Source organism: Mesorhizobium sp. B1-1-8, assembly GCF_006442795.2.
Taxonomy (GTDB): Bacteria; Pseudomonadota; Alphaproteobacteria; order Rhizobiales; family Rhizobiaceae; genus Mesorhizobium.
This window is the reverse complement of sequence record NZ_CP083956.1, coordinates 23,742-48,802: the sequence shown is the minus strand read 5'-3', so window position 1 is coordinate 48,802 and position 25,061 is coordinate 23,742. Positions and strand designations below refer to the sequence as shown.

Below are 25,061 nucleotides of genomic sequence, written 5' to 3'. Positions count from 1 at the left end.
CGAGAATTAAGCAATGATCTTTGAAAAATTTAGAACAAATGAAGATCAGTTTAGGCCGGAGAGGTTTTCGCTCAAGTTAGGGATGTTTATAGCTATCTTATCTTGGCTGGCAATGATGGTTTTCGCTGCGTCGCTTTCGACCAGAAGCAATCCGGACGTCGCTAAAAACGGTGGAGGTCTGCTATTTGTTTCTTTTGTACTGTTTCCAACTCTAATTCTTATGTTTTGGCTCGGAATAGCAAATTTTGATGAACAAAATGAAAGATTCAGAAACTCTGGATTTGGCAACGAGGAGATTTCGTCCATTAGATTAGCTATGTCAATAATAATGACAATTTTTGCCGTCGCGTATGCTGTATGTTTCTGCTCACTCAGAGTCTTATCTGCTGTATAGTTGTGGGGTGACTGTCCAAGGCTGCCCACAGCAATGGATTCACGGTTTTTCGGTCAGCTTCGGGTCTAGATTGGTCAAGGGACAATAGACTGTGTACACAGCGTGCAAGCCATGGACTGCACCGCTCTCCAGCAAAAACCCACCACTTCCAGCCTCGCCCTTTGGTCTCCGGAACACTTCGCGATCGGGATCAGTGCCCGGCTGGTAAGTCGCCGATCATGGGCAGGCCCAATCGACTGGGCCATGGTGCCGACTTGAGGAAAACCTGAAATAAGGCCAGAACAGCTTCATCGAACAAGAACGGGCGCCGGCCCGATGAGGGATGACATGAAGAATTCAGCCATTTCCGAACGCAAGAACCAGTCGATCTCGCGTGGCGTCGGCATGACCACGCAAATCTACGCCGACCGCGCCGAGAACTCGGAAATCTGGGATGTCGAGGGCCGCCGCTATATCGACTTCTCCTCGGGCATCGCCGTGGTCAACACCGGCCACCGCCACCCGAAGGTGATCGAGGCGGTCAAGGCTCAACTCGACCGCTTTACCCACACCTGCCATCAGGTCGTGCCCTATGAGAGCTATGTGCGTCTGGCCGAGCGGCTGAACGGCATGCTGCCGGGAAAATTCGAGAAGAAGACGGTCTTCGTCACCACCGGCGCCGAAGCGGTTGAGAACGCGATAAAAATCGCGCGCAACGCCACCGGCCGCCAGGCGGTCATCGCCTTTTCCGGCGGCTTCCACGGCCGCACCTTCATGGGCATGGCGCTGACCGGCAAGGTCGTGCCTTATAAGGTCGGCTTCGGCGCCATGCCGGCCGACGTCTTCCACGCGCCGTTCCCGGTCGCGCTGCACGGCGTCACTGTCGCCGACTCGCTCGCCGCGCTCGACAAGCTGTTCAAGGCCGATGTCGATCCGGCCCGCGTCGCCGCCATCATCGTCGAGCCGGTGCAGGGCGAGGGCGGCTTCTACGAGGCACCGCGCGACTTCATGGCGGCGCTGCGCAAGATCTGCGACCAGCACGGCATGCTGCTGATCGCCGACGAGGTGCAGACCGGCTTTGCCCGCACCGGCAAGATGTTCGCCATGGACCACCACGATGTGGCGCCGGACATCACCACCATGGCCAAGAGCCTCGCCGGCGGCTTCCCGCTGTCGGCGGTCACCGGCCGCGCCGAGATCATGGATGCGCCCGGCCCGGGCGGGCTTGGCGGCACCTATGGCGGCAGCCCTATCGGGGTTGCCGCCGCCCATGCCGTGCTCGATGTCATCGAGGAGGAAAAGCTCTGCGACCGCGCCAATGCGCTGGGCGCCAGGCTGAAGCAGCGGCTGCAGTCGATCCGCGAGGACGTGCCGGAGATCGTCGACATCCGCGGTCCCGGCTTCATGAACGCGGTCGAGTTCAATGACGTCAAGAGGAACCTGCCGTCGGCCGAATTCGCCAATGCGGTCCGGCTGAAGGCGCTCGACAAGGGCCTGATCCTGCTCACCTGCGGCGTCTACGGCAACGTCATCCGCTTCCTGTCGCCGATCACCATTCAGGACAGCGTTATGAACGAAGCGCTGAATGTCCTGGAGAGCTCGATCCGCGAGGTGCGCGCCGCCTGAAGGGCGGTCCACATTTCCTGAAGGCTTACGCCGAAGCGATTGAATGTACCGTCAGGAATTCGGATTCTGTAACCAAGCCGGAATATCCGTCTTGGCGTGCAGAACCCGCCACACATCGATATGGTCGGCCTGCTCAAGATAGAAGATCAGGTATGGATAGCGCTTGAGTTGCACGCTGCGCAGACCGGGCAGTCCGACTTCGTAGCCATATCTCAGAGACCCTGACGCCGGATGGCTGGTTATCAGTTCGTAAGCGCTTTGAAGATCATCGACGTAGCCCAACGCCACGTGCGGACCAGCTTCGCGTGCATAATAATCGACGGCGTTCTCGATATCCCGCAGAGCAAGGGTTCGAGGAACAATTGCCTTTGTGGCCACTAACTTATTGGCCCCGCGCTCGTTTTCTCAGCGCTGCGAAATAGTCATCGTCAGCCGGAGTGCCCGGGTCGGACGACACGCCCTCGAGAAGCAAGCCCCGCAGAAGCTGACGATCCTGATCGCGACGGATCAGCTCGCGCACATATTCGCTGCTCGTGCCATAGCCGCGATCCGTTACTTGCTGGTCGACAAACTGCTTCAAACTGTCGGGCAGTGAGATATTCATCGTGCTCATTCAGCCAATTTATGGCTTATGGCAAAATTTGGCAATCTACGCGGTGGCCTTTACCGGCACTGTATCCTGAAACGCGGCAAGCGCCGCCTTGAGCCCTTCCGGCCCTGCGGCCACCGTCTCCGGCCTCGGCGAGAAGCCGGCGCCGAGCATCTTGCGGCCGAGCATATGGTCGCCTGGGCGGTTGACGGATTCGATGCCGAGCAACCGGCTTCCGGCGTAGTGATAGATCGAGAACCTGTTCTCTGCGAGGTCGCCCAGCACGACATGGCTGTCGCCGCCTTGCGTCAGTCCCACCATTTGCAGTTTCATGTCGCCGATGTCGGACCAGAACCACGGCACGGCCGAAAAAGGCTCGGCATGGCCAACGATCGTGCGCGCCGCAAGCCGCGCCTGGTCGGTCGCGTTCTGCACCGATTCCAGCCGCACGTCGCCGCCGGTGAACCAGTGCCGGTAGGAGGCAGCATCGCCGACCGCAATGATTTCGGGGATCGAGCTCTGCATATGCTGGTCGACACGGATGCCGTTGGCGATGGCGACGCCGGCGGCTTCGGCCAGCTCGACATTGGGCACCACGCCGATGCCGATGATCACCATTTGCGCCGGCAGGCGTTCGCCGGTCGAGGTGATCGCGGCCGAGACGCGGCCGCCTTCGCGCTCCAGTCTGGAAATCGTGGTGCCGGTCAGGATGCGCACGCCCATCGCTTCCAGGCGCTGGCGCACATGAGCCGCGATCACCGGCGCCACCGCGCGGCCGAGCAGGCGGTCCACCGCCTCAACGACGGTGATCTTGCGGCCGGCAGCCCTCAGCGTCGCCGCGATCTCCAGCCCGATGAAGCCGCCGCCGAGGATGACCACATCCTCGCTTTGTGCGCTGAGCTCGCGGATCAGCCGCGCGTCGGCCAGCGAGCGCAGCGACACGACGCCGGAAAGCTCCGTGCCCTCGAATTTGAGAAGACGTGGCCGAGAGCCGGTCGCCAGGATCAGTCGGGCAAAGCCGAGCGAGCCGCCGCCCGCAATGTCCAGCCTGCGAGCGCTGGCGTCGATGCTAGCGATGCGCACGCCCGGCCGGAAATCAATGCTGCTGCCAGAGTAGAAAGCTTCGCCGCGCAAGGGCTGCGGCTTTGCGTCGCCATCCTTGATGAAGGTCTTGGACAGCGGCGGCTTGTGATAGGGCAGCTCATTCTCGTCGCTGACCAGCACAACGGGACCGTCATAGCCCTCTTCGCGCAGGCTGGCGGCTGCCTGCACGCCGGCATGACCCGCACCGACAATGACCACCCCGTTCTTCATCGCTGTCCTTTTTTCCTTCAAATCTAGGGACTTCCGCCAAGTGGCGATTGTCTGCCGCCGCCGCAAGGGCTTCAGTCCGGGTCGCACCCAGGACTGCTGCCTGTCAATCGCCGCACAGGTGACGCGATCGGGCGAAAGCACCGGTAAAGTTGACAGTCGCAGTTTAGAATAATTCTAAACTATTGTTTCAATTGATTTTTTCTTTCTTTCGACAATTGACTTCTGGCCGCTCCATCGGTTTATGAGGAGCTGCGCGCAAAGCGCATTCCTTTGATGTCGGGGCCTTGAACCCTTTCGATTGGAGGCATTTCGAATGTCTTTTGTCCATGAGCCGCGCCACGGCGCGGCGTCCTTGCCATTCCGATCGTTCGTGTTCGCCCCGGCGCCGCGCGCCCGCTTCGGCGCGCTTATGTCATTGAATTTCCAGGAGAGACGGGATTGATGAGAGCGATAATTGCGCCACGTTTCGGCAGCAGGCTTGCTGCGATCGGCGCCACCGCGGCGCTGACGGCTGCTGTCTTCGTGCTGCCGGCGAAAGCCGAGACCGACGCCAAAGCGGTAATCAGGACCTATGCCGACATCGCGCTGGCCAAATACGAGGATTCGCTGACCACCGCGCAGGCGCTCGACAAGGCTGTCGACGCGTTTCTCGCCCAGCCGTCGGCCGATACGCTGAAAGCCGCCCGCGAGGCCTGGAAGGCGGCGCGCATTCCCTACCAGCAGACCGAAGTCTACCGCTTCGGCAACAAGATCGTCGACGACTGGGAAGGCAAAGTGAATTCCTGGCCGCTGGATGAAGGCCTGATCGACTATGTCGCCAAGAGCTACGGCACGGAGTCGGATGAAAACGCGCTCTATACGGCAAATGTCATCGCCAACAAGGAAATCGAGATCAACGGCAAGAAGGTCGACGCCTCGAAGCTTTCGCCTGAATTCCTCTCCGGCACGCTGCAGGAGGCCGGCGGCGTCGAGGCCAATGTGGCGACCGGCTATCACGCCATCGAATTCCTGCTCTGGGGCCAGGATCTGCACGGCACCGGGCCCGGCGCCGGCGAGCGTCCCTATACCGACTATGATCTCAAAAACTGCACCGGCGGCAATTGCGACCGCCGTGCCGAGTATCTGAAGTCGGTGAGCGACCTATTGGTCTCCGACCTGCAGGAAATGGTCGGCAACTGGAAGGAGGACGGCGCCGCGCGCAAGAACCTCGTCGATGGCGAGCCGAACGCCGGCATCTCCACCATCTTCACCGGCATGGGCTCGCTTTCCTATGGCGAACTGGCCGGCGAGCGCATGAAGCTCGGCCTCCTGCTGCACGATCCGGAGGAGGAGCACGACTGCTTCTCCGACAACACCTATAATTCCCATCTCTATGACGCGATCGGCATCCGCGCCGCCTATCATGCCAGCTATACGCGTCTCGACGGCACCGTGGTTTCGGGTGCTTCCGTGTCCGACATGGTCAAGACGGCCGACCCGGCGATCGACAAGGAACTCTCCGATAAGCTGGACGTCACCGTCGCCAAGATGGAAGCCATCAAGGCGCGTGCGCTGGCCGGCGAGGCCTATGACCAGCAGATCGCCGAAGGCAACGCCGCGGGCAACGCCACCGTGCAGGCGGCGATCGACGCGCTGATCGATCAGACCAAGTCGATCGAACGCGCCGTCGGTGCGCTGAAGCTGAACAGCATCGCGTTCGAAGGCTCCGACAGCCTCGACGCACCGGACAAGGTGTTCAAATAGCGCCCATAGCCAAGCGACGCCGGAGCGGGGCCGTCAGCCAGAGCAAGTAAATGCTGATCTGCCATTGCAACATCATCACCGAAAAGGAGATCGAGCAGACGATCGTCGGCCTGCTGGATGAGGACCCCTGGCAACTTATCGTGCCTGCCAAAGTCTATCACGCCATGCGCAAGCGCGGCCGTTGTTGCGGCTGCTTCCCGAATGTGGTGGAAACGATCATTCGGGTCACCGAGAACTATCATGCCCGCTCGGAGGGGAGTGGCATGGACGTCGTTTCACACCTGGATCGCGTCAGAGGCCTGCGGGTTCAATACGGGAGCAGATTCCATGAAAGGCGAACCGGAAATCATCGAGCAGCTTAACGAGGCCCTGTTTCTGGAGCTCGGAGCCGTCAATCAGTACTGGGTCCATTTCCGTCTGCTCGAGGATTGGGGATATACCAAGCTGGCCAAGAAGGAGCGCGCCGAATCGATCGAGGAGATGCATCATGCCGACCGGCTGGTGGCCCGCATCATCTTTCTCGAAGGCCATCCGAACCTGCAGTCGGTCGCACCGCTGCGCATCGGCCAGAACGTCAAGGAAGTGCTCGAATCCGATCTGGCCGGCGAATATGACGCGCGCACCGCCTACAAGCGCTCGCGCGAGATCTGCCATGAGGCGGGCGACTTCGTAACGATGAAGCTGTTCGAGGATCTGCTGTCCGACGAGGAAGGTCACATCGACTTTCTGGAGACGCAGCTCGACCTGCTTGCCTCGATCGGCGAGGAAAAGTACGGCCAGCTCAACGCCGACTCAGCCAACGAGGCGGAGTAAAGGATATGCGGGAATGCGGCGCCCCGTAAATCTTTTGCGCCGCCCGCGGTTCAAGGTTCGTGGCCTGCCGTCCCAAAAAAACCCGCGACGCCAGGTGTTTCGCAGGGCTTCGCTTTTGCTGGCGGTCACGCTTTCAGCCTCGGCCCTGGCCGGCGAGCCGGTCCGCCTGCCGACCAGCCGCACCGATCTGACGCCGAAAGACCAGGCGCGGGTTCTGGCCGTCACCAGGCCGACTTCGGACTTTTCCAGACCCGAACCGTTCGAGCTGATGCAGGGCGGCGCCGGTACGTCAAGGAAAGACGTCAACCGCGACGCCTTCTCGCAATCTTCGGCCAACATCACCTTCGAGGAAGAGGGCAGTTTCAAACTCGGCAATGCGCTCTTCCGCAAGAACTGGGTGTCGTCGCCATCATCGACGCAGGCCTCCGACGGGCTCGGCCCGCTGTTCAACGAACGCGCCTGCCAGAATTGCCATCTGCAGGATGGTCGCGGCCGGCCGCCGGCGGGCGGCACTGGTTCGACCTCGATGTTCCTGCGTCTGGCCCGCGATGCGAGCAGCGAGGACGAAAAGGCCGCGCTTGCCGGCCATCAGGCGCTGAACTTCCCCGATCCGGTCTATGGCTCGCAATTGCAGGAACTGGCGGTTCCGGGCCTCAAGGGCGAGGGCCGCATGCATGTCGACTATTCCGAACAGAAGGTGACGCTCGGCGACGGCGCCGCGGTCTCGCTGCGCAAGCCCAGCTATTCGGTCGAGGGTCTCGGCTATGGCCCGCTCGATCCCCGCACAACGCTGTCGCCGCGGCTGACACCGCCGATGATCGGCCTCGGCCTCATCGAGCAGATTTCGCCGGCCGACATTCTTGCCCATGCCGACCCGGACGACCGCGACGGCGACGGCATTTCGGGCAGGCCGAATATCGTTCGCGACGAGTTGGGCGGCGAGTTGACGCTCGGCCGTTTCGGCTGGAAGGCGCAGACCGCGTCGATCCGCCAGCAGGCGGCCGACGCCTTCGCCGGCGACATCGGCATTTCCACGCCGGAAATGCCGAAGCATTGGGGCGATTGCACGCAGGCGCAAAGGGATTGCCTTGCCCTGCCGAATGGCATGCAACAACGCCTGGGCACAGCCGAGGCACCGCCGCCGGTAATGGATCTCGTCACCTTCTATGCGCAGAACCTGGCCGTGCCGGCACGGCGCGATCTCGACGAGCCCGATGTGCTCGCCGGCAAGAAACAGTTCTACGAGATGGGCTGCATTTCCTGCCATACGCCGAAATTCGTCACCTTGCGCGGCACGCCCAATAAGGCGCAGGCCTTCCAGCTGATCTGGCCCTATTCCGACTTCCTGCTGCACGACATGGGCCCCGGCCTCGCCGACGGGCAGCGGGTCGGGGAAGCCAGCGGCAGCGAATGGCGCACGCCGCCGCTGTGGGGCATCGGCCTGACAGCGACGGTCAACGGCAACACTTTCTATCTGCATGACGGGCGCGCGCGCTCGCTTGCCGAGGCGATCCTCTGGCACGGCGGCGAAGGCCAAAAAGCCCGCGACCGCTTTGCCGCCGCCAACGCAGCGGACCGCGATGCGCTGATCAAATTCCTGGAGTCGCTCTGATGTTGAACCGCCTGGCTGCCATCCTCGCTCTGCCGCTCATTCTGGCCAGCGCCTTGCCGGCGCCCGCGGCGGTCAAAGCCTCCGACGTCATCCAGCGCGCGATCGACGGCTTTGTCCGCCCTGCTTATGCCAGCCTCGACGATCATGCGGCAGGCCTGACCAAGGCGATGCACATGCTCTGCGGTGCGCCGTCCCCGCAGAACCTCGAAGCGGCCCGCGCGGATTTCTCGGCCACGGTCGAGGCTTGGTCGGTGGCCGAAATCATCGGCTTCGGGCCGATCAAGGAAAACAACCGGCTGGAGCGGATGCTCTATTGGCCGGACCGCAAGAGCATCGGCCTGCGGCAGGTGCAGGGGACACTCGCCTCGAAGGATCCGGCCGCTGCCGATCCCGCGCAACTGGCGGGAAAGAGCGTCGCCATGCAAGGGCTCGGCGCGCTGGAATTCGTGCTTTTCGGCGACGGCGCGGAAAGCCTCGCCGGCAAGGACGATCCCTATCGCTGTGCCTACGGCACGGCGGTCGCCGGCAACATCGAAGCGTTTGCTGGCGAGGTCCGCGACGCCTGGAACAAGCCGGACGGCTTTGCTTCGCTTTGGGCCAATCCAGGGCCGAACAACCCACTCTACCGCGACGGTACCGAAGCGGTGACGGAGCTGGTCGGCGTCTTCATCAACGAGTTGGAAATGGTCCGCGACGTGCGCCTCAAAGGCTTCCTTGGCTCCAAGCCGGATGCCGACAAACCGAAACAGGCGATCTACTGGCGCTCGCAAAACACCACGAATTCGCTGGCCGGAAATCTCCAGGGCATCGATACGCTTTTCCAGGCCTCGAAGCTTGGCGATGCGCTGCCGGCCGAAGCCCGATGGATGGCCGAATCCATCCACATCCAGCTGACCAACGGCATCGTCACCGCCAAATCGGTCACCGGTCCGGTCGACAAGGCGCTTACCGATCAGGCGTTGCGCGACAAGCTCGAGCATTTCGCGCTGATAACCTCGAGCCTGTCGACCCTGATCGGCACAAGGATGACCGCCGAATTCGGCCTGACCGCCGGCTTCTCTTCACTCGACGGGGATTGAACCTTGCAAACCCCGCTCATCGATCGTCGTGATTTCCTGCGGGCCGCCGGCGTAAGCTTCGCCGCGGCGATGGCGCCGCGCGCCTGGGCTGATACGCTTGCCTCGGATGCGGTTTTTGCCACGGCCTTCGTCAAGCGGGATGGCAGCTTCGGCGCCGCCGTCCTTTCCGAGGCGGGCCAGATCCTGCACACAATCGGCCTGCCCGACCGCGGCCATGACGTGACGTTCGACCCGGTGTCGAAGCGGTCGGTCGTCTTTGCCCGCCAGCCTGGTACGTTCGCTGTCGTCTTCGACCATACCGGCCGGGACCAGCCGCTGACCATCGCCAGCATCGCCGGCCGGCATTTTTTCGGCCATGGCGTCTTCTCGGTAGACGGTGCGCTTCTCTATGCCACCGAGAACGATTTCGACAACGCCGCCGGTGTCGTCGGCATCTACGATGCGCGCGCCAAATTCAACCGCGTCGGCGAATTCCCGACCTACGGCACGGGTCCGCATGAATTGCTGCTGCTCGGCGACGGCAGGACGCTGGCGATTGCCAATGGCGGCATCGAGACGCATCCGGATTTCGGCCGCGCCGAACTCAACATCGCGACGATGAAACCGTCCTATGTGCTGGTCGACCGCATCACCGGCGACCTGATCGAAAAGCACGAATTGCCGCCGGCGCTGCATCAGCTGTCGATCCGGCACATGGATCGCGACCAGGCCGGCACGGTCTGGTTTGGCTGTCAGTATCGCGGGCCGGGCGGCGATCGTCCGGCGCTGGTCGGCCGCGCCGCGCGCGGCAAAGCGCTTGAATTGCTCGATATGCCGCGGGATGTGCTCTCCGGCTTCCGCAACTATATCGGCTCGGTCGCCGCCAATCCTGCGGCCGGCACGGTCGCCGTCACCTCGCCGGAAGGCAATTCGCTGGCCGTCATCGATGCCGCCAGCGGCCGTGTGATGGCGACGAAAGCGCTGGTCGAGGTTTGCGGCCTGGCCCCGGATGGCTCGGGCTTCATGGCGACGACGGGCGCCGGCGCGATCGTCGGCGGCACCGGCGCGGCGCGCTCGGAGCCCGACTATGTCTGGGACAATCACATGCTGCGTATCGCCCCCGCAGCCTGATCGCCTGGGAAAACCCGCCAGGCCGTCGCCCTGGAAGCGAAGCCGCTTAACATTTATGCGTGGTGGCCCTTGCGGCGGCGGGCCATGGCGGGCACAGGGAATTGTTCGTTAACCGGCCACATGAAGCCGCCCCTATGAAATTACTTGCCATCGACTGCGCCGCCAATCTCTGTGCCGCCTGCGTTTATGACGCAGCCGCCGGCCGTGAACTTGGCCGTCACGTGCTCGATCTCGGCAAGGGGCATGCCGAGCGCCTGATGAGCGCCATCGAGGCGGCGTTGAGAGCTGGCGGGATCGGCTATCACGATCTCGATGCAGTCGCCGTCGCCACCGGACCCGGTTCTTTCACCGGCCTTCGCGTCGGCGTCTCGACCGCGCGCGGCCTGGCTTTGGCGTTGAAAATCCCAGCCATCGGCGTGACAACGCTGGAAGCGCTGGCGGCGGAAGCGGCCGCGGCCTTCCCCGGCCGCGCAGTACTTGCGGCACTCGATGCCGGCCGCGCGGAAATCCATGCGGCCCTTTTCGACAAAGCGTTAGGCTTGACTTACGGTCCAGCCGTGACCACCCTCGCGGAAGCGACTGCCATGGCTCTCGACGCGGGTGCGGTCCTCGCCGGCACCGCCGCGCCGCACATAGCTTCGGCGGCAGGACGCGCGTTCGATATTGGCCCCGTAGCCGCCACCGCCGACATCGCCACCTACGCCAGGCTGGCTGCCGCCAAGGGGCCGGGCGAAAGGCCGAAGCCGCTTTATCTGCGCGGCGCCGACGCCAAGCCGCAGGCCGGCTTCATTCTGCCGCGACAGGATGATGATGCCAGAAAGAGGAGGAAGAAGTCCTGATGCGGATCCCTTTCTTTCAGCCGCGCCGCAGGGACTATGCGTTGGAACCGTTGACGGTTTCGGACAGCGCCGCCGTCTCGGCGCTGCATCAGGAGGACTTCGTGCGGCCCTGGACCGATGGCGAGTTTGCGGCGCTGCTCGAACAGGACACCGTCTTCGGCTACGCCGCGCGTGAGACCGGGCAAGGATCGAAACCGCCGGTCGGTTTCGTGCTGGCGCGGCTTGCGGCCGGCGAGGGCGAAATCCTGACGGTAGCGGTGGCGCGAACGCATCGCCGCCAGGGGCTCGGCTGGCAATTGATGGATGCGGTGCTGCGCGAATTGCATGCGCAGCGCGCCGAGGCGCTGTTCCTCGAAGTCGACGAGACCAACGCGCCGGCCATTGCGCTCTACCGCAGGCTCGGCTTCCGCCAGGTCGGCAAGCGGCCGAACTACTACAGGTCGACCGAGAACGGCCCGACCGGCGCGCTTGTCATGCGCCGCGATCTTCGCTAGCCAGTCGCCCGGGACTAGGGCCGGAGCGAATGATCAAGAAGTTGAGGGTTTTCCTGGCGCTCGGCCTTGTCGTTGCGAGCTCGCTGGTGCTGGTGCCGCTGCAGATACTGTCGATGAAGACAGGTCTCTGGCCCGAGACGGTCATCCTGAAAATCTGGCACGGCATGATCCTCAGGGCGCTCGGCATGCGCGTCCACATCAAAGGCGCGCTGGCCACCGAGCGTCCGCTGCTGGTGGCGGCCAATCACATTTCCTGGACCGACATCATGGTGCTGGGCTCTTTTGCCGATGTGAAATTCATCGCCCGGGCCGACTTGGAAGGCTGGCCGCTGATCGGCATGCTGTCCAAACTGCAGCGCACCGTCTTCATCGAGCGCGAGCGCAAGCGCACTTCAGGCGATCAGGCGAGCGAGATTGCCGGCCGCATGGCCAAGGGCGATGCCATGGTGCTGTTCGCCGAGGGTTCGACCGGCGATGGCAATCTCGCGCTGCCGTTCAAGAGCACCTTGTTTGGCGCCGCTTCGATGGCGATATCGGAAGGGGCGGCGCAAAAAGTGTTCATCCAGCCGGTGGCGATCGCCTATACGCGGCTGCACGGCGTGCCGATGGGCCGCCGCCACCGGCCGATCGCCGCCTGGATCGGCGATCAGGATCTGATGCCGCATCTCAAGGCGCTGCTTGCCGAAGGTTCGTTCGATGTCGAGGTGCATTTCGGTGAGCCGATCCCTTTCGCCAAGGGCTCGAACCGCAAGGAAACGGCGCGATTGATGGAAGCCAAGGTGCGCGAGATGATGCAGGCAGCCCTTACCGATCCGCTTCCAAGTCGCTAGACGGGCAGAATCGTCTGTTTTTTGTCACGGAAAGGCGTTAGAAGCCGCCTGATGGAATTGAATACGACTGAAAGTCACGACATCGGCATCGCGCCCGAGCACCCGGTGAGCGCCGCCCCGGCGGCGAAGAAGGTCTTCGTCAGGACTTATGGCTGCCAGATGAACGTCTACGATTCCCAGCGCATGACCGATGCGCTGGCCGCCGACGGCTATGTCGCTACCGACGCCATCGACGATGCCGATCTGGTGCTGCTCAACACTTGCCACATCCGTGAGAAGGCGGCGGAAAAGGTCTATTCCGAGCTCGGCCGCATCCGCGATATGAAGGCCGAGCGCGCCGAAGCCGGCCGCGAGCTCTTGATCGGCGTCGCCGGTTGCGTGGCGCAGGCCGAAGGCGCCGAGATCATCCGCCGTTCGCCTGCCGTCGATCTGGTCATCGGCCCGCAGACCTATCATCGCCTGCCCGACGTGCTGGCCAGGGTCCGCGGCGGCAGGAAGATCGTCGAGACCGACTACGCCGTCGAGGATAAGTTCGAGCATCTGCCGCAGCCCAAGCGCGCCGAACTCGTCAAACGCGGCGTCACCGCCTTCCTCACCGTCCAGGAAGGCTGCGACAAGTTCTGCACCTTCTGCGTGGTGCCCTATACGCGCGGCTCCGAAGTTTCGCGGCCGGTGGCCCAGATCGTAGCCGAGGCGCAGCGCCTGGCCGAGGCCGGCGTGCGCGAGGTGACGCTGCTCGGCCAGAACGTCAATGCCTGGCACGGCGAGGGCGAGGATGGCGAGGAATGGGGCCTCGGCCGCCTGCTCTTCCGCCTGGCGGAAATTCCCGGCCTGGCGCGGCTGCGCTACACCACCAGCCACCCGCGCGACATGGATGACGAATTGATCGCCGCGCACCGTGACCTGCCCGCCCTGATGCCCTATCTGCATTTGCCGGTGCAGTCTGGCTCCGACCGGATCCTGAAGGCGATGAACCGTAGACATACGGCACGCGACTATCTCAAGCTGATCGATCGCATCCGCGCCGCCCGCGCCGACATCGCCATGTCCGGCGATTTCATCGTCGGCTTCCCCGGCGAGACGGAGGCCGATTTCGAGGCGACGCTCAAGCTGGTGCGCGAGGTGAGCTACGCTTCGGCTTTCTCCTTCAAATATTCGCCGCGCCCCGGCACGCCGGGCGCCGAAATGGACGGCCATCTGCCGGAGGCGGTGAAGGAAGAGCGCTTGCGGCGCCTGCAGGCGCTGATCAGCGCTCAGCAGCAGGATTTCATCGCCAGCCTTGTCGGGCAAACCATCGGCACGCTGATCGACAAGCCGGGCCGCCGTCCGGGCCAGAAGGTCGGCCGTTCGCCGTGGCTGCAGCCGGTTATTGTTGACGACAAGGCCGGCGAAATCGGTGACATTATCGATGTACGAATCACGAGAACGGGCCAGAACAGCCTGTTCGCCGAATTGGTCTGATGGCCTCGGCAGATGAGGAGAGACGGTTGAGCGCTGCTGAACTGAAGAACGTGACCCCGAACCAGGCATCCGGGGCCTCCGACATGGCGCACATCGTTCTGACCTTCGACAACAACAAGCTTGCCAGTGCCCTCTATGGACAGTTCGATGAGAACCTGGCGCGGCTCGAGCAGAAGCTCGGCGTCGATATCCGCTCGCGCGGCAACCAGCTGACCATCAAGGGCTCGGCCACCGCCGCCGAGCAGGCGCGCCGTGCGCTGGACACCCTTTACGGCATCCTGCAGAAGGGCGCCGACATCGGTCAGTCGGATGTCGATGGCGCCGTGCGCATGGCGATCGCCGCCGACGACCAGCTGACGCTGCCCACCCTGGAGCGCAAGGGCAAGGTCTCGGCAGCCCAGATCACGACGCGAAAGAAGACGATCTATGCCCGTTCGCTGACACAGGACGCCTATATGCGTGCCCTGGAGCGCTCGGAGCTCGTCTTCGGCATCGGTCCCGCCGGCACCGGCAAGACCTACCTGGCGGTGGCGCATGCGGCGATGCTCCTGGAGCGCGGCATGGTCGAGCGCATCGTGCTGTCGCGTCCCGCCGTCGAGGCCGGCGAGCGGCTTGGCTTCCTGCCCGGCGACATGAAGGAAAAGGTCGACCCGTATCTCAGACCCCTCTACGACGCGCTTTACGACATGATGCCGGCGGACAAGGTGGAGCGGGCGATCGCAGCCGAAGTGATCGAAATCGCGCCGCTGGCCTTCATGCGCGGCCGCACGCTGGCGCATGCCGCGGTCATCCTCGACGAGGCGCAGAACACCACGCCGATGCAGATGAAGATGTTCCTGACCCGTCTCGGCGAGAACTCGCGCATGATCGTCACCGGCGATCCGACCCAGATCGACCTGCCGCCCAACACCAAGTCGGGCCTTGTCGAGGCGCTGAGGATCCTCGACGGCGTCACCGGCATGGTCACGGTGCGCTTCAACGAAGGCGATGTGGTGCGGCATCCGTTGGTTGCCGAGATCGTCAAGGCCTATGACCGCGACGGCAAGCTCGCCAGGGGGCTTGGCGCGGAAAGCTAGAGCAATTCCAGGAAAAGTGCGTAGCGGTTTTCCGTTCGGAATTGCGTGAAAACAAATACTTAGAGCGGGTCAGCGATTCTATCAAACGCTGAACGGCTCTAGGGCATGATCCCGAAAAGTGCGCGGCGTTTTTTCTTCGCTGACCTCCGGTTCGGGAAAGATCATGCTCTAAACAAGAAGACAAAAGCCGCATGGCTGAAGGCGCGAAATCCGCCGGCGGGGCGCCCGTCGAGATAGATATTTTCATTGAGGCGGGCGCGTGGCCGGCGCAAGCCGAACTGACCAGCCTCGTCGATCGCGCCGTCGCGGCTGCGCTTGCCGAGACCGGTGTGGGCGGTGCCTCCGAGCTCAGCGTCGTTTTTTCCGATGATGCCCATATCCGCACCCTCAACGCCGAATGGCGCGGCAAGGATAAACCGACCAACGTTTTGTCTTTCCCGGCTTTTCCCTTCGCGAAAGGCGGTCCGCTGCCGCCGATGCTCGGCGACATCGTGCTTGCGTCCGAGACGGTCGCACGCGAAGCGGCACTGGAAGAAAAGCCAGTCGAGAACCATATCACCCATCTCGTCATCCATGGCCTGCTGCATCTTCTGGGCCATGATCACGAGACCGACGCCGAGGCTGAGGAGATGGAGATGATCGAGCGCGCGGCGCTTGCGAGGCTTGCCATTCCCGATCCCTACGCGTAACAAAAAAGACCAATTGACCGGACGACGATGAACGACAAACCTGAAACTGCCGCCCGTGCGGACGCCGGCAGTGTGGCCAAGCCTTCCGAAAAGACGGAAGAGGGCTCCAGTCCGAGTATTGCGACCGGCGGCGCGGCCAGCGAGCCGTCGCCTGCCGGTCCTTCCCTGTTCGACCGCGTGCTTGGCCTGTTCCGGCACCGCAACGGCACCAGCCTGCGCGAGGAGATCGCCGGCGCGCTCGCCGAAACGACGACCGACGCGGGCGCCTTCTCGCCCGGCGAGCGGGCCATGCTCAACAACATCCTGCGGCTGCGCGAAGTGCGCGTCGAGGATGTGATGGTGCCGCGCGCCGACATCGAGGCGGTCGAGATCACCACCAAGCTCGGCGAACTGCTCAGCCTGTTCGAGCAATCCGGCCATTCGCGCATGCCGGTCTATTCCGAGACGCTCGACGACCCGCGCGGCATGGTCCATATCCGCGACGTGCTTGCCCACATCACCAAGGTGGCGCGCGTCAGAAAAGGCCGCGCCAGCCGGAAGGTGCCGGCGACGACCGCGCTCGATCTTGCCCAGGTCGATCTGGCGCGCACCATCGGCGACCTGAACCTGATCCGCCCGGTGCTGTTCGTGCCGCCCTCCATGCTCGCTTCCGACCTGATGGGCCGCATGCAGACGACGCGCACCCAGATGGCGCTGGTCATCGACGAATATGGCGGCACCGACGGCCTCGCCTCGCTGGAAGACATCGTCGAGATGGTGGTCGGCGACATCGAGGACGAGCACGATGACGACGAGCCGATGATCACCCAGACCGGCGACGGTGTCTTCGTCGTCGACGGCAAGGCCGAGATCGACGAAGTGGCCAGGATGATCGGCGAGGATTTCACCGCCGGCGAGCATGGCGAATATGTCGACACCATCGGCGGCATGATCTTCAACACGCTCGGCCGCGTCCCGGCCAGGGGCGAGGTGGTGCAGGCCATACCTGGCTTCGAATTCCACGTGCTCGACGCCGACCCGCGCCGCGTCAAGCGCGTGCGCATCGTGCAGAGCCCGAAAGGCGAGCGGCAGCGCCGCCGCGCCGCCCGCACCGAGCAGGCCTGACCCAGTCCCCAATGTCAGTTGAAGACCCGTTCAAGCACGCCGTCCTGGGCTCCGGCGTCTTCTACAGGGATCCGCGGGCGGCTTTGGTCTGGCTGGAGGCCGCCTTCGGTTTCGAGCCGAGCATGCTCGTGAGCGACGCCGAGGGACGGCTTGTTCACGCAGAAATGCGGTTCGGCGACGGCTACATCATCGTCGACTCAGAATGGGCCGAGCGCATTGCCAGCCCGGCCTCGGTCGGTGGCCGGAACACCCAGTCGGTCTATGTCCGCTTGAAGGACGGCATCGACGCTCATTGCGAGCAGGCACGCGCGGCGGGCGCCGAAATCGTCGAAGCGCCGGCGGACCAGTTCTACGGCGAGCGTCAATACCGGGCTCGTGATCCGGAAGGCCACGTCTGGACCTTCACACAGACCGTGCGCGTAGTGCCGAGGGAGGAGGCCGAGCGGCTGAGTGGTCTGCGGATCGAAGGCTGGCATCAATAGGCGGGCTTCCGTCAAAACACTGATTTGGAGCAGGCGGCGCGGCCTGATAAACCTCTTCTTCGCTGATTCGCGCGACTTGGAAGCTATATGCAGCGCTTTACCGGCCGGATAATTCTGCTGTGGGGATGGCGGCGGGCGCTGGTGGCGTTTCTCGCCGGAGCGCTGGCGGTCCTTGGCCAGGCGCCCTACGATTTCTTCGCCGCCTGTTTCATCTCGTTCCCGGTCCTGGTCTGGCTGCTCGACGGCGCCACCGGCGAAGCCTCCGACGGCTGGCTGCGGCGCCTGCGGCCGGCCTTCGCCACCGGCTGGTGGTTCGGCTTCGGCTATTTCCTCGCCGGCCTCTGGTGGATCGGCTCCGCGCTCCTGGTCGAGGCCGATGAATTCGCCTGGGCCTTGCCCTTTGCCGTCGTCGGCATCCCCTTCGCGCTCGCCTTCTTCTATGGCTTGGCAACGATCGTGGCGCGGCTTTTCTGGAGCAGCGACATCGGCCGCATCGCCGCGCTCGCCTTCGGCTTTGGCCTCGTCGAATGGCTGCGCGATTTTCTCTTCACCGGCTTCCCCTGGAATGCCGTCGGCTACGCGGCGATGCCGGTGCCGCTGCTGATGCAGAGCGTGTCGGTGACCGGCATGATCGGCATGAATGCGCTCGCCGTCTTTGTCTTTTCCCTGCCGGCGCTTGCCGCTGCGCGCAAGCATCTGAGGCTCGGCGCGGCCTTATTCGTCATCCTCGTGGCCGCTCATGTCGGTTTCGGCTACGTCAGGCTTACCGCGCCGGCCGAACCGGCCGCCCGCTCGATCGACGTTCGCATCGTTCAGCCGGCCGTCGACCTCAGCGAGAAGTGGGATGCCTCGGTGCGCGACCGTATCTTCGCCACCCTGATGGGCATTTCGGCGCAATCGCCGGAGCCGGGCCATGCCAGGCCGCAACTGATCCTGTGGCCGGAAACCTCGGTGCCGTTCCTGTTCACGGAGCGCCCGGACGCGCTGACCGCTTTGGGCGACATGCTGGGCGACGGCCAGATGCTGATCGCCGGCGTCGTGCGCGAGGAGGGCGGATCGGCCAATGCCGGCAGCCGCTATTACAATTCCGTGTTGGCGATCAACGACAAGGGCGAGATCACCGATGCCGTCGACAAGGTGCATCTGGTGCCGTTCGGCGAATACCTGCCTTTCGCCGACCTGTTCGAGCATTTCGGCATCGGCCAGCTCGTCGCCGGGCCGATGAATTTCGCCGCCGGCAATGAGCGCCATCCGATCATTGTGCCCAATGGTCTGCGCGCCGTTCCATTCATCTGTTACGAAGTCATCTTTCCTGACCTCGTGGCAGTTGACGCAACGTCAGCCGGGCTTATTGTGAACGTCACCAACGACGCCTGGTTCGGCGACACGCCAGGCCCGTATCAGCACTTCAGACAGGCGCAGATTCGTGCGGTGGAGAACGGGTTGCCTTTGTTGCGTGCTGCCAACAATGGCATCTCGGCCGTCGTCGATTCGCGCGGGCGCATTGTCGATGCGCTGGCGGTCGACGCGCGCGGGGCCATCGATGCGCATGTGCCGGTTGCGGGCCATGCCCTGCTATCCGCCGACCAGCGGCGCATTAACGGATTGCTGATCATGTTGCTGTTTGGCCTGGGAGCCTTCGCATTGAATGTAAGGCAACGGCTACGGGTGAATTGACAGTCGGCACATTAGAAACTCATACTGTAACGCCTAAAATTTTCTCGAAGTCGGTTGGAGGGGTTCTGTTGGGGCAGGTGGCTCCGGCTTCTATTGGGCGAGAAAAATAGAAAAAGCCGGAAAAATTCGGCGAGGAAAAAAATGACAGAAGAGAACAAGAAAAAGCCGAATCCGATCGACATTCATGTCGGCAGTCGCATCCGGCTTCGCCGCAACATGCTTGGAATGAGCCAGGAAAAGCTGGGTGAGAATCTCGGCATCACGTTTCAACAGATTCAGAAGTACGAAAAGGGGACGAACAGGGTTGGCGCCAGCCGTTTGCAGGCGATCGCCTCCATATTGAGCGTTCCCGTCGCCTTCTTCTTCGAGGATGCACCCGGTCAGGAGGCCGGGGCTGGCAATCGGGGGTTCGCCGAAGACTCGTCGATGGCATTCGCCATCGAATTCTGCGGCAGCCCGGAGGGACTTCAGCTCAACCGTGCCTTCGTCAAGATTCCCGACGTCAAGGTTCGGCGCAGGATCATCGATCTGGTGAAATCGCTCTCGACCGACGACGCCGAGTGATTCCAGGCTGATGGCAGCCGGCGGCGCTTTGCCGCCGGTTTGGCACAAGTTTGCTATGCGCCGGTGGCACAAGCCTGCTATGTGCCGGTTGGCACAAGCCTGCCATGCCGACATTCATGCCAGAGCCGTCGCGCCGCTTGACGAGCGGCGCCCGGCACCGCTAACACGTGGCGCGCCAAAATCGGCAGCCCTGCCGATATTTTTTCAAGAGGGGACACCCGTGACGCGGCAGAATTATCTCTTCACCTCGGAATCCGTTGCCGAGGGCCATCCCGACAAAGTCTGTGACCGTATCTCCGACGAGATCGTCGATCTCGTCTATCGCGAGGCCAAGAAGACAGGCATGGACCCGTGGAAGGTGCGCGTTGCCTGCGAGACGCTGGCCACCACCAACCGCGTCGTCATCGCCGGCGAGGTCAGGGTTCCCGACACCCTTTTGAAGAAGGACAAGGCGGGCAACATCCTCACGGATGCGGCCGGCCACCCTGTCATCAATCCGGCCAAATTCAAGTCGGTCGCCCGCAAGGCGATTCGCGAGATCGGCTACGAGCAGGCCGGCTTCCATTGGAAAACGGCCAAGATCGAAGTCCTGCTGCACGGCCAGTCGCCCGACATCGGCCAGGGCGTCGACAACGCCGCCGACCGCCAGGGCGAGGAAGGGGCCGGCGACCAGGGCATCATGTTCGGTTATGCCTGCCGCGAGACGCCCGACCTGATGCCGGCGCCGATCTACTACAGCCACAAGATCCTCGAACTGCTGGCCGCCGCGCGTCATGAAGGCAATGGCGAAGCCGGCAAGCTCGGCCCGGACGCCAAGAGCCAGGTCACCGTGCGCTATGTCAACGGCAAGGCGGCGGAAGCGACGCAGATCGTGCTGTCGACGCAGCATCTCGACGACAGCTGGGATTCCAAGAAAGTCCGCAAGGTCGTCGAGCCTTACATCCGCGAGGCGCTTGGCGACCTCAAGATCGCCGAAGACTGCAATTGGTACATCAACCCGACCGGCAAGTTCGTCATCGGCGGACCTGACGGCGACGCCGGACTCACCGGCCGCAAGATCATCGTCGACACCTATGGCGGTGCGGCACCCCATGGCGGCGGCGCCTTCTCCGGCAAGGACACCACCAAGGTCGACCGTTCGGCGGCCTATGCGGCGCGCTACCTCGCCAAAAACGTTGTGGCGGCCAAGCTCGCCGACCGCTGCACCATCCAGCTCTCCTACGCCATCGGCGTCGCCCAGCCGCTGTCGGTCTATGTCGACCTGCACGGCACCGGCAGGGTCGACGAGGCCAGGCTCGAGGAAGCGCTGCGCAAGGTGATGGACCTGTCGCCGTCCGGCATCCGCCGTCATCTCGACCTCAACAAGCCGATCTATGCCAAGACCTCGTCCTATGGCCATTTCGGCCGCAAGGCCGGCCGCGACGGTTCCTTCTCTTGGGAGAAGACGGACCTGGCAAAAGCGCTCAAGGACGCGGTCGCCGATGCGATTGCCGCCTGACGGCGTCGCCAAGCCTTATCCATGGAGCCAAACGACAGGCCGAGCCGCGCGACCGAAGGATTTTTCGGCCGCCGGCGCGGCAAGACCATTCGCCCGCATCAGGCGGCCGCGCTTGAAAGCGGCCTGCGCGTTTACCGGCTCGACCTGACGGCGGAAGCGCCGGCAGACCTCAAAACGCTGTTCAAGGCGGAGGTTTCGGCGCTGCAGCTCGAGATCGGCTTCGGCGGCGGCGAGCATCTCTTGCATCGTGCGACGGAAGCGCCGGCGACCGGCTTCATCGGCGTCGAGCCCTTCGTCAACGGCATGGCCAAGATGATGACGGCGCTTGAGAATCGGCCGCTCGCCAATCTGAGAGTCTACGACGACGACGCCACGCGCCTGCTCGACTGGCTGCCGCCGGCCTCGCTCGACGGCATCGATTTGCTTTATCCCGATCCCTGGCCGAAGAAGAAGCACTGGAAGCGGCGCTTCGTCGGTGCGGCAAATCTCGACCGCTTCGCGCGCGTGCTGAAACCTGGCGGAAAATTCCGCTTCGCCTCCGACATCGGTACCTATGTGAACTGGACGTTGTTGCACTGCCGCGAGCACGGCGCTTTCGCCTGGCAGGCGAGCGACGCCGCCGACTGGCACCGGCCCTATGAGGGCTGGCCCGGCACGCGCTACGAAGCGAAAGCCATCCGCGAGGGACGGCGCCCCGCCTATCTGACTTTCATCCGGAAGTAGTCGGCAGTTCCCAACTTCAGCTGCTCAGACGCGGCCGATCCTGTCGAAGGCGGCCGGATTGATGGCGAGCTTCTTCAAGTCGCCTCGGCGCGACTTGCGACCGGCCTCGACAGCCCGCGACGCGGCTGCCGCGCTGCCGAATGCGTTGAAGAAATCACCGATGAAGAAAAACAGTCCACGGTCCATATGATTGGTCTCGCGCGCCACCGCACGCGTCCTTCCTTTGCGCTGCAACATGGGTGATGACGACATGTCGGTTCACCAAGAATTGCATGGCCGCCGCCATGCGCGGCGCAACGCAGCTCAAGCGGGCCGCCTCACGACATGCGGAGTTGACGAACCACTTTGGTTCCATCACATTCACAGTGAACCAGAATGGAGACAGGATGATGAGTGCCTTCACCGTACGGCTTCCTGACGAGACTGTGGCCAAGCTCGACCAATTGGCCGAAAAGGTGGACCGCTCCCGTTCCTACGTAGCGGCTCAGGCGATCGAAGACTATGTCGCCAGGGAAGAATGGCAGCTTGCCGAGATCGAGGCCGCTCTTGACGAAGCCGATCGAGGAGAATTTGCGAGTGAGCGGGATTTGGCCGGCGTCATAGCGAAATACGTCAGGCCGGCCTTCGAACGATGATGCGGATCCGCTGGACCCAACGCGCCGTGCGTCGCCTCGACCAGATTGGTGCTTTCATCGAAAAGGACAGTCCAACAGCCGCGGCACGGGTCGTTGCGCGAATCGTTTCTTCTGCGGACAATCTCGCCGGGCACCCCGCTATGGGACGGGTCGGGCGGGTGAAAGGGACGCGAGAGCTGGTCCTCGCTGACATCCCATACATAATTTCCTACCGTGTTGTCGGCGGCGAGATCGAGATACTCACCGTGATGCATACGGCCCAGCGATGGCCGCGCCAGTTGTAGACTGCCGCCGCAATCTGCCTGCAGGCTTGAAACACGTGCCCGGATCGTCTATATCAGCCTCAAATTCTTGGTCGGTATGACGAAGAGTGGGTCCACCCGGTCCCGCTCTTTTTTATTACCTGCCGGCCGGAAGCGATAAGGCGACAGGAAACTGATGACTGCAGCGGCAAGCGAGGCCGACGACCGTATCATCCGCGAAAGCGGCATCGATGCGCGCATTGCGCTGATTATTCAGCCGGTGCTGAAGGCTATCGGTTTTCGCCTCGTGCGGGTGCAATTGACCGGCCAGAACGGGCTGACGCTGCAGATCATGGCCGAGCGCGAGGATGGCACCATGACCGTCGAGGATTGCGAAGAGGTCAGCCGCGCGGTGTCGCCGGCGCTCGATGTCGAGGATCCGATCGAAAAGGCGTATCATCTCGAAGTGTCGTCGCCCGGCATCGACCGGCCGCTGGTGCGCAAATCGGATTTCGCCGCCTGGACCGGCCATCTGATCAAGCTGGAGACGTCGGTCCTTGTCGGCGACCGCAAGCGCTTCAAGGGCAAGATCGCCGAGAGCGACGCCGACGGCGTGCTGATCGAGCGCGACAAGGCGGCCTATGGCGAAGCACCGACGGTGCGCGTGCCCTATGACGCGATTGCCGAGGCGCGGCTGGTGCTGACCGACGATCTCATCCGCGAGGCGCTGTCGAAGGACAACAGGGCCCGCAAGGAAGCCAAGAAACGCCGCGGCGAGCCGGAAGATGATGCTTCCGGGGACGCCACGGAAGAAAACGAACACGAACTTTGATTGAGCTGCCGGGCGCAAAGGCCCGGCAAACAGGCTCGGGAGAAAAAAGATGGTTGTAAGTGCCAACAGGCTTGAACTGCTGCAGATCGCCGATGCGGTCGCGCGTGAAAAGTCGATCGACAAGCAGATCGTCATCGCCGCCATGGCCGATGCGATCCAGAAGGCGGCGCGTTCGCGTTACGGTCAGGAGACCAACATCCGCGCCGACATCAATCCCAACACCGGCGAGATGAAGCTGCAGCGCCTGATGGAGGTGGTCGAGCAGGTCGACGATTATGCGACCCAGATCGCCATTTCCACGGCGCGCGAGCGCAACCCCGATGCCCAGCTTGGCGATTTCATCGCCGAACAACTGCCGCCCATGGATTTCGGCCGCATCGCCGCCCAGTCGGCCAAGCAGGTCATCGTCCAGAAGGTGCGCGAGGCCGAGCGCGACCGCCAGTATGACGAGTACAAGGACCGCATCGGCGAGATCGTCAACGGCACCGTCAAGCGCGTCGAATACGGCAACGTCATTGTCGACCTCGGCCGCGGCGAGGCGATCATCCGCCGCGACGAGCTGATCCCGCGCGAGAACTACAAATATGGCGACCGCGTCCGCGCCTATGTCTATGACGTGCGCCGCGAACAGCGCGGCCCGCAGATATTCCTGTCGCGCACCCATCCGCAGTTCATGGCCAAGCTCTTCACCATGGAAGTGCCGGAAATCTACGACGGCATCATCGAGATCAAGTCGGTGGCCCGCGACCCGGGCTCGCGCGCCAAGATCGCCGTCATCTCGCGTGACTCGTCCATCGATCCGGTCGGCGCCTGCGTCGGCATGCGCGGCAGCCGCGTCCAGGCGGTGGTCGGCGAATTGCAGGGCGAGAAGATCGACATCATCCCGTGGTCGCCGTCGGCCGCCTCCTTCATCGTCAATGCGCTGCAGCCGGCCGAGGTTGCCAAGGTGGTGCTCGACGAGGATGCCGAGCGCATCGAGGTGGTGGTGCCGGACGACCAGCTGTCGCTGGCCATTGGCCGCCGCGGCCAGAATGTGCGCCTTGCCTCGCAGCTCACCGGCTGGGATATCGACATCCTGACCGAGCAGGAAGAGTCGGAACGCCGCCAGAAGGAATTCGTCGAGCGTTCGGCGCTGTTCATGGAAGCCCTCGACGTCGACGAGATGGTCGGCCAGGTGCTTGCCTCCGAAGGTTTCACCAGCGTCGAGGAAGTCGCCTATGTCGATTCCGGCGAGATCGCCTCGATCGACGGTTTCGACGAGGACACCGCTTCGGAAATCCAGACCCGCGCCCGCGAATATCTGGAGAAGATCGAGGCCGAGCACGACGAGAAGCGCAAGGCGCTCGGCGTCAAGGACGAGCTGCGCGAAATTCCCGGCATCACCACCGCCATGATGGTGACGCTCGGCGAGGACGGCGTGAAGACGATCGAGGATTTCGCCGGCTATGCGGCGGACGACCTGACCGGCTGGAAGGAACGCAAGGACGGCGAGACCAAGGTCTATCCCGGCGTTCTCGCCAGCCACGGCGTCACGCGCGCCGATGCCGAACAGATGGTTCTGGCCGCCCGTCTCAAGGCTGGCTGGATCTCCGAGGACGAGCTTGCCGCGCAGGAAGCGCCGGCTGACGAAGCCGTCGGTGCGTGAGGTGAAACCGC

The 25,061-nt window shown here is 63.3% G+C and carries 28 protein-coding genes; 23 read left to right on the top strand and 5 right to left on the bottom strand.

What is annotated here, in order from left to right:
* Positions 1-45: 45 nt before the first annotated feature.
* Positions 46-423 carry a hypothetical protein gene (locus FJ974_RS00250; protein WP_140533348.1) on the bottom strand — a complete coding sequence of 126 codons (378 nt, stop codon included), beginning with the start codon at positions 421-423 and terminating at the stop codon, positions 46-48.
* Positions 424-721: 298 nt separating this feature from the next.
* Between FJ974_RS00250 and FJ974_RS00245 the strand changes: the two genes are divergently transcribed.
* Complete coding sequence (locus tag FJ974_RS00245; RefSeq protein WP_140533347.1) at positions 722-1,999, top strand: 4-aminobutyrate--2-oxoglutarate transaminase; 1,278 nt, start codon at positions 722-724, stop codon at positions 1,997-1,999.
* 51 nt (positions 2,000-2,050) lie between these two features.
* On the opposite strand, the gene FJ974_RS00240 is transcribed toward FJ974_RS00245, so the two are convergent.
* From FJ974_RS00240 to FJ974_RS00230, 3 genes are read right to left on the bottom strand one after another with little or no spacing between them, the layout of a single operon-like run.
* Positions 2,051-2,377, bottom strand: coding sequence for a type II toxin-antitoxin system RelE/ParE family toxin (locus FJ974_RS00240; protein ID WP_140533346.1), 327 nt, complete (start codon positions 2,375-2,377; stop codon positions 2,051-2,053).
* A 4-nt stretch (positions 2,378-2,381) separates the two neighbouring features.
* A complete protein-coding gene (locus tag FJ974_RS00235; protein ID WP_226891432.1) occupies positions 2,382-2,603 on the bottom strand; it encodes a type II toxin-antitoxin system ParD family antitoxin in 222 nt (73 codons plus the stop codon).
* Between the two features lie 45 nt (positions 2,604-2,648).
* On the bottom strand, positions 2,649-3,902 hold the full coding sequence (locus tag FJ974_RS00230; RefSeq protein WP_140533344.1) for an NAD(P)/FAD-dependent oxidoreductase: 1,254 nt from the start codon (positions 3,900-3,902) through the stop codon (positions 2,649-2,651).
* Positions 3,903-4,343: 441 nt separating this feature from the next.
* Here FJ974_RS00230 and FJ974_RS00225 point away from each other — a divergent pair, with 441 nt between their 5' ends.
* The 18 genes from FJ974_RS00225 (at position 4,344) to trmB (ending at position 21,696) form a co-directional block, all read left to right on the top strand.
* Positions 4,344-5,645: an imelysin family protein gene (locus tag FJ974_RS00225; protein WP_181177121.1), complete on the top strand. Its 1,302-nt coding sequence runs from the start codon at positions 4,344-4,346 to the stop codon at positions 5,643-5,645.
* A 50-nt stretch (positions 5,646-5,695) separates the two neighbouring features.
* Complete coding sequence (locus tag FJ974_RS00220) at positions 5,696-6,007, top strand: (2Fe-2S)-binding protein (RefSeq protein ID WP_140533343.1); 312 nt, start codon at positions 5,696-5,698, stop codon at positions 6,005-6,007.
* Positions 5,973-6,458, top strand: coding sequence for a bacterioferritin (gene bfr / locus FJ974_RS00215; protein ID WP_140533342.1), 486 nt, complete (start codon positions 5,973-5,975; stop codon positions 6,456-6,458). The genes FJ974_RS00220 and bfr overlap by 35 nt, the downstream gene beginning before the upstream one ends.
* Before the next feature lie 13 nt (positions 6,459-6,471).
* On the top strand, positions 6,472-8,070 hold the full coding sequence (locus tag FJ974_RS00210) for a di-heme oxidoredictase family protein (protein WP_140533341.1): 1,599 nt from the start codon (positions 6,472-6,474) through the stop codon (positions 8,068-8,070).
* Positions 8,070-9,149, top strand: coding sequence for an imelysin family protein (locus tag FJ974_RS00205; protein WP_140533340.1), 1,080 nt, complete (start codon positions 8,070-8,072; stop codon positions 9,147-9,149). The genes FJ974_RS00210 and FJ974_RS00205 overlap by 1 nt, the downstream gene beginning before the upstream one ends.
* A gap of 3 nt (positions 9,150-9,152) precedes the next feature.
* Positions 9,153-10,259: a DUF1513 domain-containing protein gene (locus FJ974_RS00200; protein WP_140533339.1), complete on the top strand. Its 1,107-nt coding sequence runs from the start codon at positions 9,153-9,155 to the stop codon at positions 10,257-10,259.
* A gap of 134 nt (positions 10,260-10,393) precedes the next feature.
* Positions 10,394-11,098, top strand: coding sequence for a tRNA (adenosine(37)-N6)-threonylcarbamoyltransferase complex dimerization subunit type 1 TsaB (tsaB, locus tag FJ974_RS00195; RefSeq protein WP_140533338.1), 705 nt, complete (start codon positions 10,394-10,396; stop codon positions 11,096-11,098).
* Positions 11,098-11,592, top strand: coding sequence for a ribosomal protein S18-alanine N-acetyltransferase (gene rimI / locus FJ974_RS00190; protein ID WP_140533337.1), 495 nt, complete (start codon positions 11,098-11,100; stop codon positions 11,590-11,592). The genes tsaB and rimI overlap by 1 nt, the downstream gene beginning before the upstream one ends.
* Before the next feature lie 29 nt (positions 11,593-11,621).
* Complete coding sequence (locus tag FJ974_RS00185) at positions 11,622-12,422, top strand: lysophospholipid acyltransferase family protein (protein ID WP_140533336.1); 801 nt, start codon at positions 11,622-11,624, stop codon at positions 12,420-12,422.
* A 51-nt stretch (positions 12,423-12,473) separates the two neighbouring features.
* Positions 12,474-13,883 (top strand): tRNA (N6-isopentenyl adenosine(37)-C2)-methylthiotransferase MiaB, encoded by a 1,410-nt coding sequence (miaB, locus tag FJ974_RS00180; protein ID WP_140533335.1) that lies wholly within the window; start codon positions 12,474-12,476, stop codon positions 13,881-13,883.
* A gap of 83 nt (positions 13,884-13,966) precedes the next feature.
* Positions 13,967-14,959, top strand: a complete 993-nt coding sequence (locus tag FJ974_RS00175; RefSeq protein WP_413468368.1) for a PhoH family protein — start codon at positions 13,967-13,969, stop codon at positions 14,957-14,959.
* A gap of 191 nt (positions 14,960-15,150) precedes the next feature.
* Entirely contained in the window at positions 15,151-15,648 is a 498-nt protein-coding gene (ybeY, locus tag FJ974_RS00170) for an rRNA maturation RNase YbeY (protein WP_140533333.1), read from the top strand.
* Between the two features lie 27 nt (positions 15,649-15,675).
* Positions 15,676-16,752 (top strand): hemolysin family protein, encoded by a 1,077-nt coding sequence (locus FJ974_RS00165; RefSeq protein WP_140533332.1) that lies wholly within the window; start codon positions 15,676-15,678, stop codon positions 16,750-16,752.
* Between the two features lie 11 nt (positions 16,753-16,763).
* Positions 16,764-17,234, top strand: a complete 471-nt coding sequence (locus FJ974_RS00160) for a VOC family protein (RefSeq protein ID WP_140533331.1) — start codon at positions 16,764-16,766, stop codon at positions 17,232-17,234.
* A gap of 87 nt (positions 17,235-17,321) precedes the next feature.
* Positions 17,322-18,911, top strand: a complete 1,590-nt coding sequence (lnt, locus tag FJ974_RS00155; protein WP_140533330.1) for an apolipoprotein N-acyltransferase — start codon at positions 17,322-17,324, stop codon at positions 18,909-18,911.
* A 141-nt stretch (positions 18,912-19,052) separates the two neighbouring features.
* On the top strand, positions 19,053-19,475 hold the full coding sequence (locus tag FJ974_RS00150; protein ID WP_140533401.1) for a helix-turn-helix domain-containing protein: 423 nt from the start codon (positions 19,053-19,055) through the stop codon (positions 19,473-19,475).
* Between the two features lie 220 nt (positions 19,476-19,695).
* Complete coding sequence (metK, locus tag FJ974_RS00145; protein WP_140533329.1) at positions 19,696-20,973, top strand: methionine adenosyltransferase; 1,278 nt, start codon at positions 19,696-19,698, stop codon at positions 20,971-20,973.
* Between the two features lie 21 nt (positions 20,974-20,994).
* Positions 20,995-21,696, top strand: a complete 702-nt coding sequence (gene trmB / locus FJ974_RS00140) for a tRNA (guanine(46)-N(7))-methyltransferase TrmB (protein ID WP_140533328.1) — start codon at positions 20,995-20,997, stop codon at positions 21,694-21,696.
* A gap of 24 nt (positions 21,697-21,720) precedes the next feature.
* Here trmB and FJ974_RS00135 read toward each other — a convergent pair whose 3' ends face one another.
* The gene (locus tag FJ974_RS00135; protein ID WP_140533327.1) at positions 21,721-21,948 is read right to left on the bottom strand and encodes a hypothetical protein; all 228 of its coding nucleotides are present in this window, start codon (positions 21,946-21,948) and stop codon (positions 21,721-21,723) included.
* A gap of 134 nt (positions 21,949-22,082) precedes the next feature.
* Between FJ974_RS00135 and FJ974_RS00130 the strand changes: the two genes are divergently transcribed.
* The 4 genes from FJ974_RS00130 (at position 22,083) to nusA (ending at position 25,050) form a co-directional block, all read left to right on the top strand.
* Positions 22,083-22,331, top strand: a complete 249-nt coding sequence (locus FJ974_RS00130; protein ID WP_181177125.1) for a CopG family ribbon-helix-helix protein — start codon at positions 22,083-22,085, stop codon at positions 22,329-22,331.
* Positions 22,328-22,615 (top strand): type II toxin-antitoxin system RelE/ParE family toxin, encoded by a 288-nt coding sequence (locus FJ974_RS00125; RefSeq protein ID WP_140533326.1) that lies wholly within the window; start codon positions 22,328-22,330, stop codon positions 22,613-22,615. The genes FJ974_RS00130 and FJ974_RS00125 overlap by 4 nt, the downstream gene beginning before the upstream one ends.
* Before the next feature lie 154 nt (positions 22,616-22,769).
* Positions 22,770-23,405 (top strand): ribosome maturation factor RimP, encoded by a 636-nt coding sequence (gene rimP, locus FJ974_RS00120; RefSeq protein WP_140533325.1) that lies wholly within the window; start codon positions 22,770-22,772, stop codon positions 23,403-23,405.
* A gap of 49 nt (positions 23,406-23,454) precedes the next feature.
* Positions 23,455-25,050 (top strand): transcription termination factor NusA, encoded by a 1,596-nt coding sequence (gene nusA / locus FJ974_RS00115; RefSeq protein ID WP_140533324.1) that lies wholly within the window; start codon positions 23,455-23,457, stop codon positions 25,048-25,050.
* Positions 25,051-25,061: the final 11 nt, after the last annotated feature.

Coding starts and splice junctions, on each gene's coding strand:
- nusA (WP_140533324.1), top strand. CDS start 23,455: ATGGTTGTAAGTGCCAACAGGCTTGAACTGCTGCAGATCGCCGATGCG.
- lnt (WP_140533330.1), top strand. CDS start 17,322: ATGCAGCGCTTTACCGGCCGGATAATTCTGCTGTGGGGATGGCGGCGG.
- miaB (WP_140533335.1), top strand. CDS start 12,474: ATGGAATTGAATACGACTGAAAGTCACGACATCGGCATCGCGCCCGAG.
- FJ974_RS00160 (WP_140533331.1), top strand. CDS start 16,764: ATGTCAGTTGAAGACCCGTTCAAGCACGCCGTCCTGGGCTCCGGCGTC.
- FJ974_RS00230 (WP_140533344.1), bottom strand. CDS start 3,902: ATGAAGAACGGGGTGGTCATTGTCGGTGCGGGTCATGCCGGCGTGCAG.
- ybeY (WP_140533333.1), top strand. CDS start 15,151: ATGGCTGAAGGCGCGAAATCCGCCGGCGGGGCGCCCGTCGAGATAGAT.
- FJ974_RS00205 (WP_140533340.1), top strand. CDS start 8,070: ATGTTGAACCGCCTGGCTGCCATCCTCGCTCTGCCGCTCATTCTGGCC.
- rimP (WP_140533325.1), top strand. CDS start 22,770: ATGACTGCAGCGGCAAGCGAGGCCGACGACCGTATCATCCGCGAAAGC.
- FJ974_RS00225 (WP_181177121.1), top strand. CDS start 4,344: ATGAGAGCGATAATTGCGCCACGTTTCGGCAGCAGGCTTGCTGCGATC.
- FJ974_RS00150 (WP_140533401.1), top strand. CDS start 19,053: ATGACAGAAGAGAACAAGAAAAAGCCGAATCCGATCGACATTCATGTC.
- FJ974_RS00235 (WP_226891432.1), bottom strand. CDS start 2,603: ATGAATATCTCACTGCCCGACAGTTTGAAGCAGTTTGTCGACCAGCAA.
- FJ974_RS00185 (WP_140533336.1), top strand. CDS start 11,622: ATGATCAAGAAGTTGAGGGTTTTCCTGGCGCTCGGCCTTGTCGTTGCG.
- FJ974_RS00175 (WP_413468368.1), top strand. CDS start 13,967: ATGGCGCACATCGTTCTGACCTTCGACAACAACAAGCTTGCCAGTGCC.
- FJ974_RS00245 (WP_140533347.1), top strand. CDS start 722: ATGAAGAATTCAGCCATTTCCGAACGCAAGAACCAGTCGATCTCGCGT.
- FJ974_RS00210 (WP_140533341.1), top strand. CDS start 6,472: ATGCGGCGCCCCGTAAATCTTTTGCGCCGCCCGCGGTTCAAGGTTCGT.
- FJ974_RS00130 (WP_181177125.1), top strand. CDS start 22,083: ATGATGAGTGCCTTCACCGTACGGCTTCCTGACGAGACTGTGGCCAAG.
- rimI (WP_140533337.1), top strand. CDS start 11,098: ATGCGGATCCCTTTCTTTCAGCCGCGCCGCAGGGACTATGCGTTGGAA.
- FJ974_RS00135 (WP_140533327.1), bottom strand. CDS start 21,948: ATGTCGTCATCACCCATGTTGCAGCGCAAAGGAAGGACGCGTGCGGTG.
- tsaB (WP_140533338.1), top strand. CDS start 10,394: ATGAAATTACTTGCCATCGACTGCGCCGCCAATCTCTGTGCCGCCTGC.
- FJ974_RS00125 (WP_140533326.1), top strand. CDS start 22,328: ATGATGCGGATCCGCTGGACCCAACGCGCCGTGCGTCGCCTCGACCAG.
- bfr (WP_140533342.1), top strand. CDS start 5,973: ATGAAAGGCGAACCGGAAATCATCGAGCAGCTTAACGAGGCCCTGTTT.
- FJ974_RS00165 (WP_140533332.1), top strand. CDS start 15,676: ATGAACGACAAACCTGAAACTGCCGCCCGTGCGGACGCCGGCAGTGTG.
- trmB (WP_140533328.1), top strand. CDS start 20,995: ATGGAGCCAAACGACAGGCCGAGCCGCGCGACCGAAGGATTTTTCGGC.
- FJ974_RS00220 (WP_140533343.1), top strand. CDS start 5,696: ATGCTGATCTGCCATTGCAACATCATCACCGAAAAGGAGATCGAGCAG.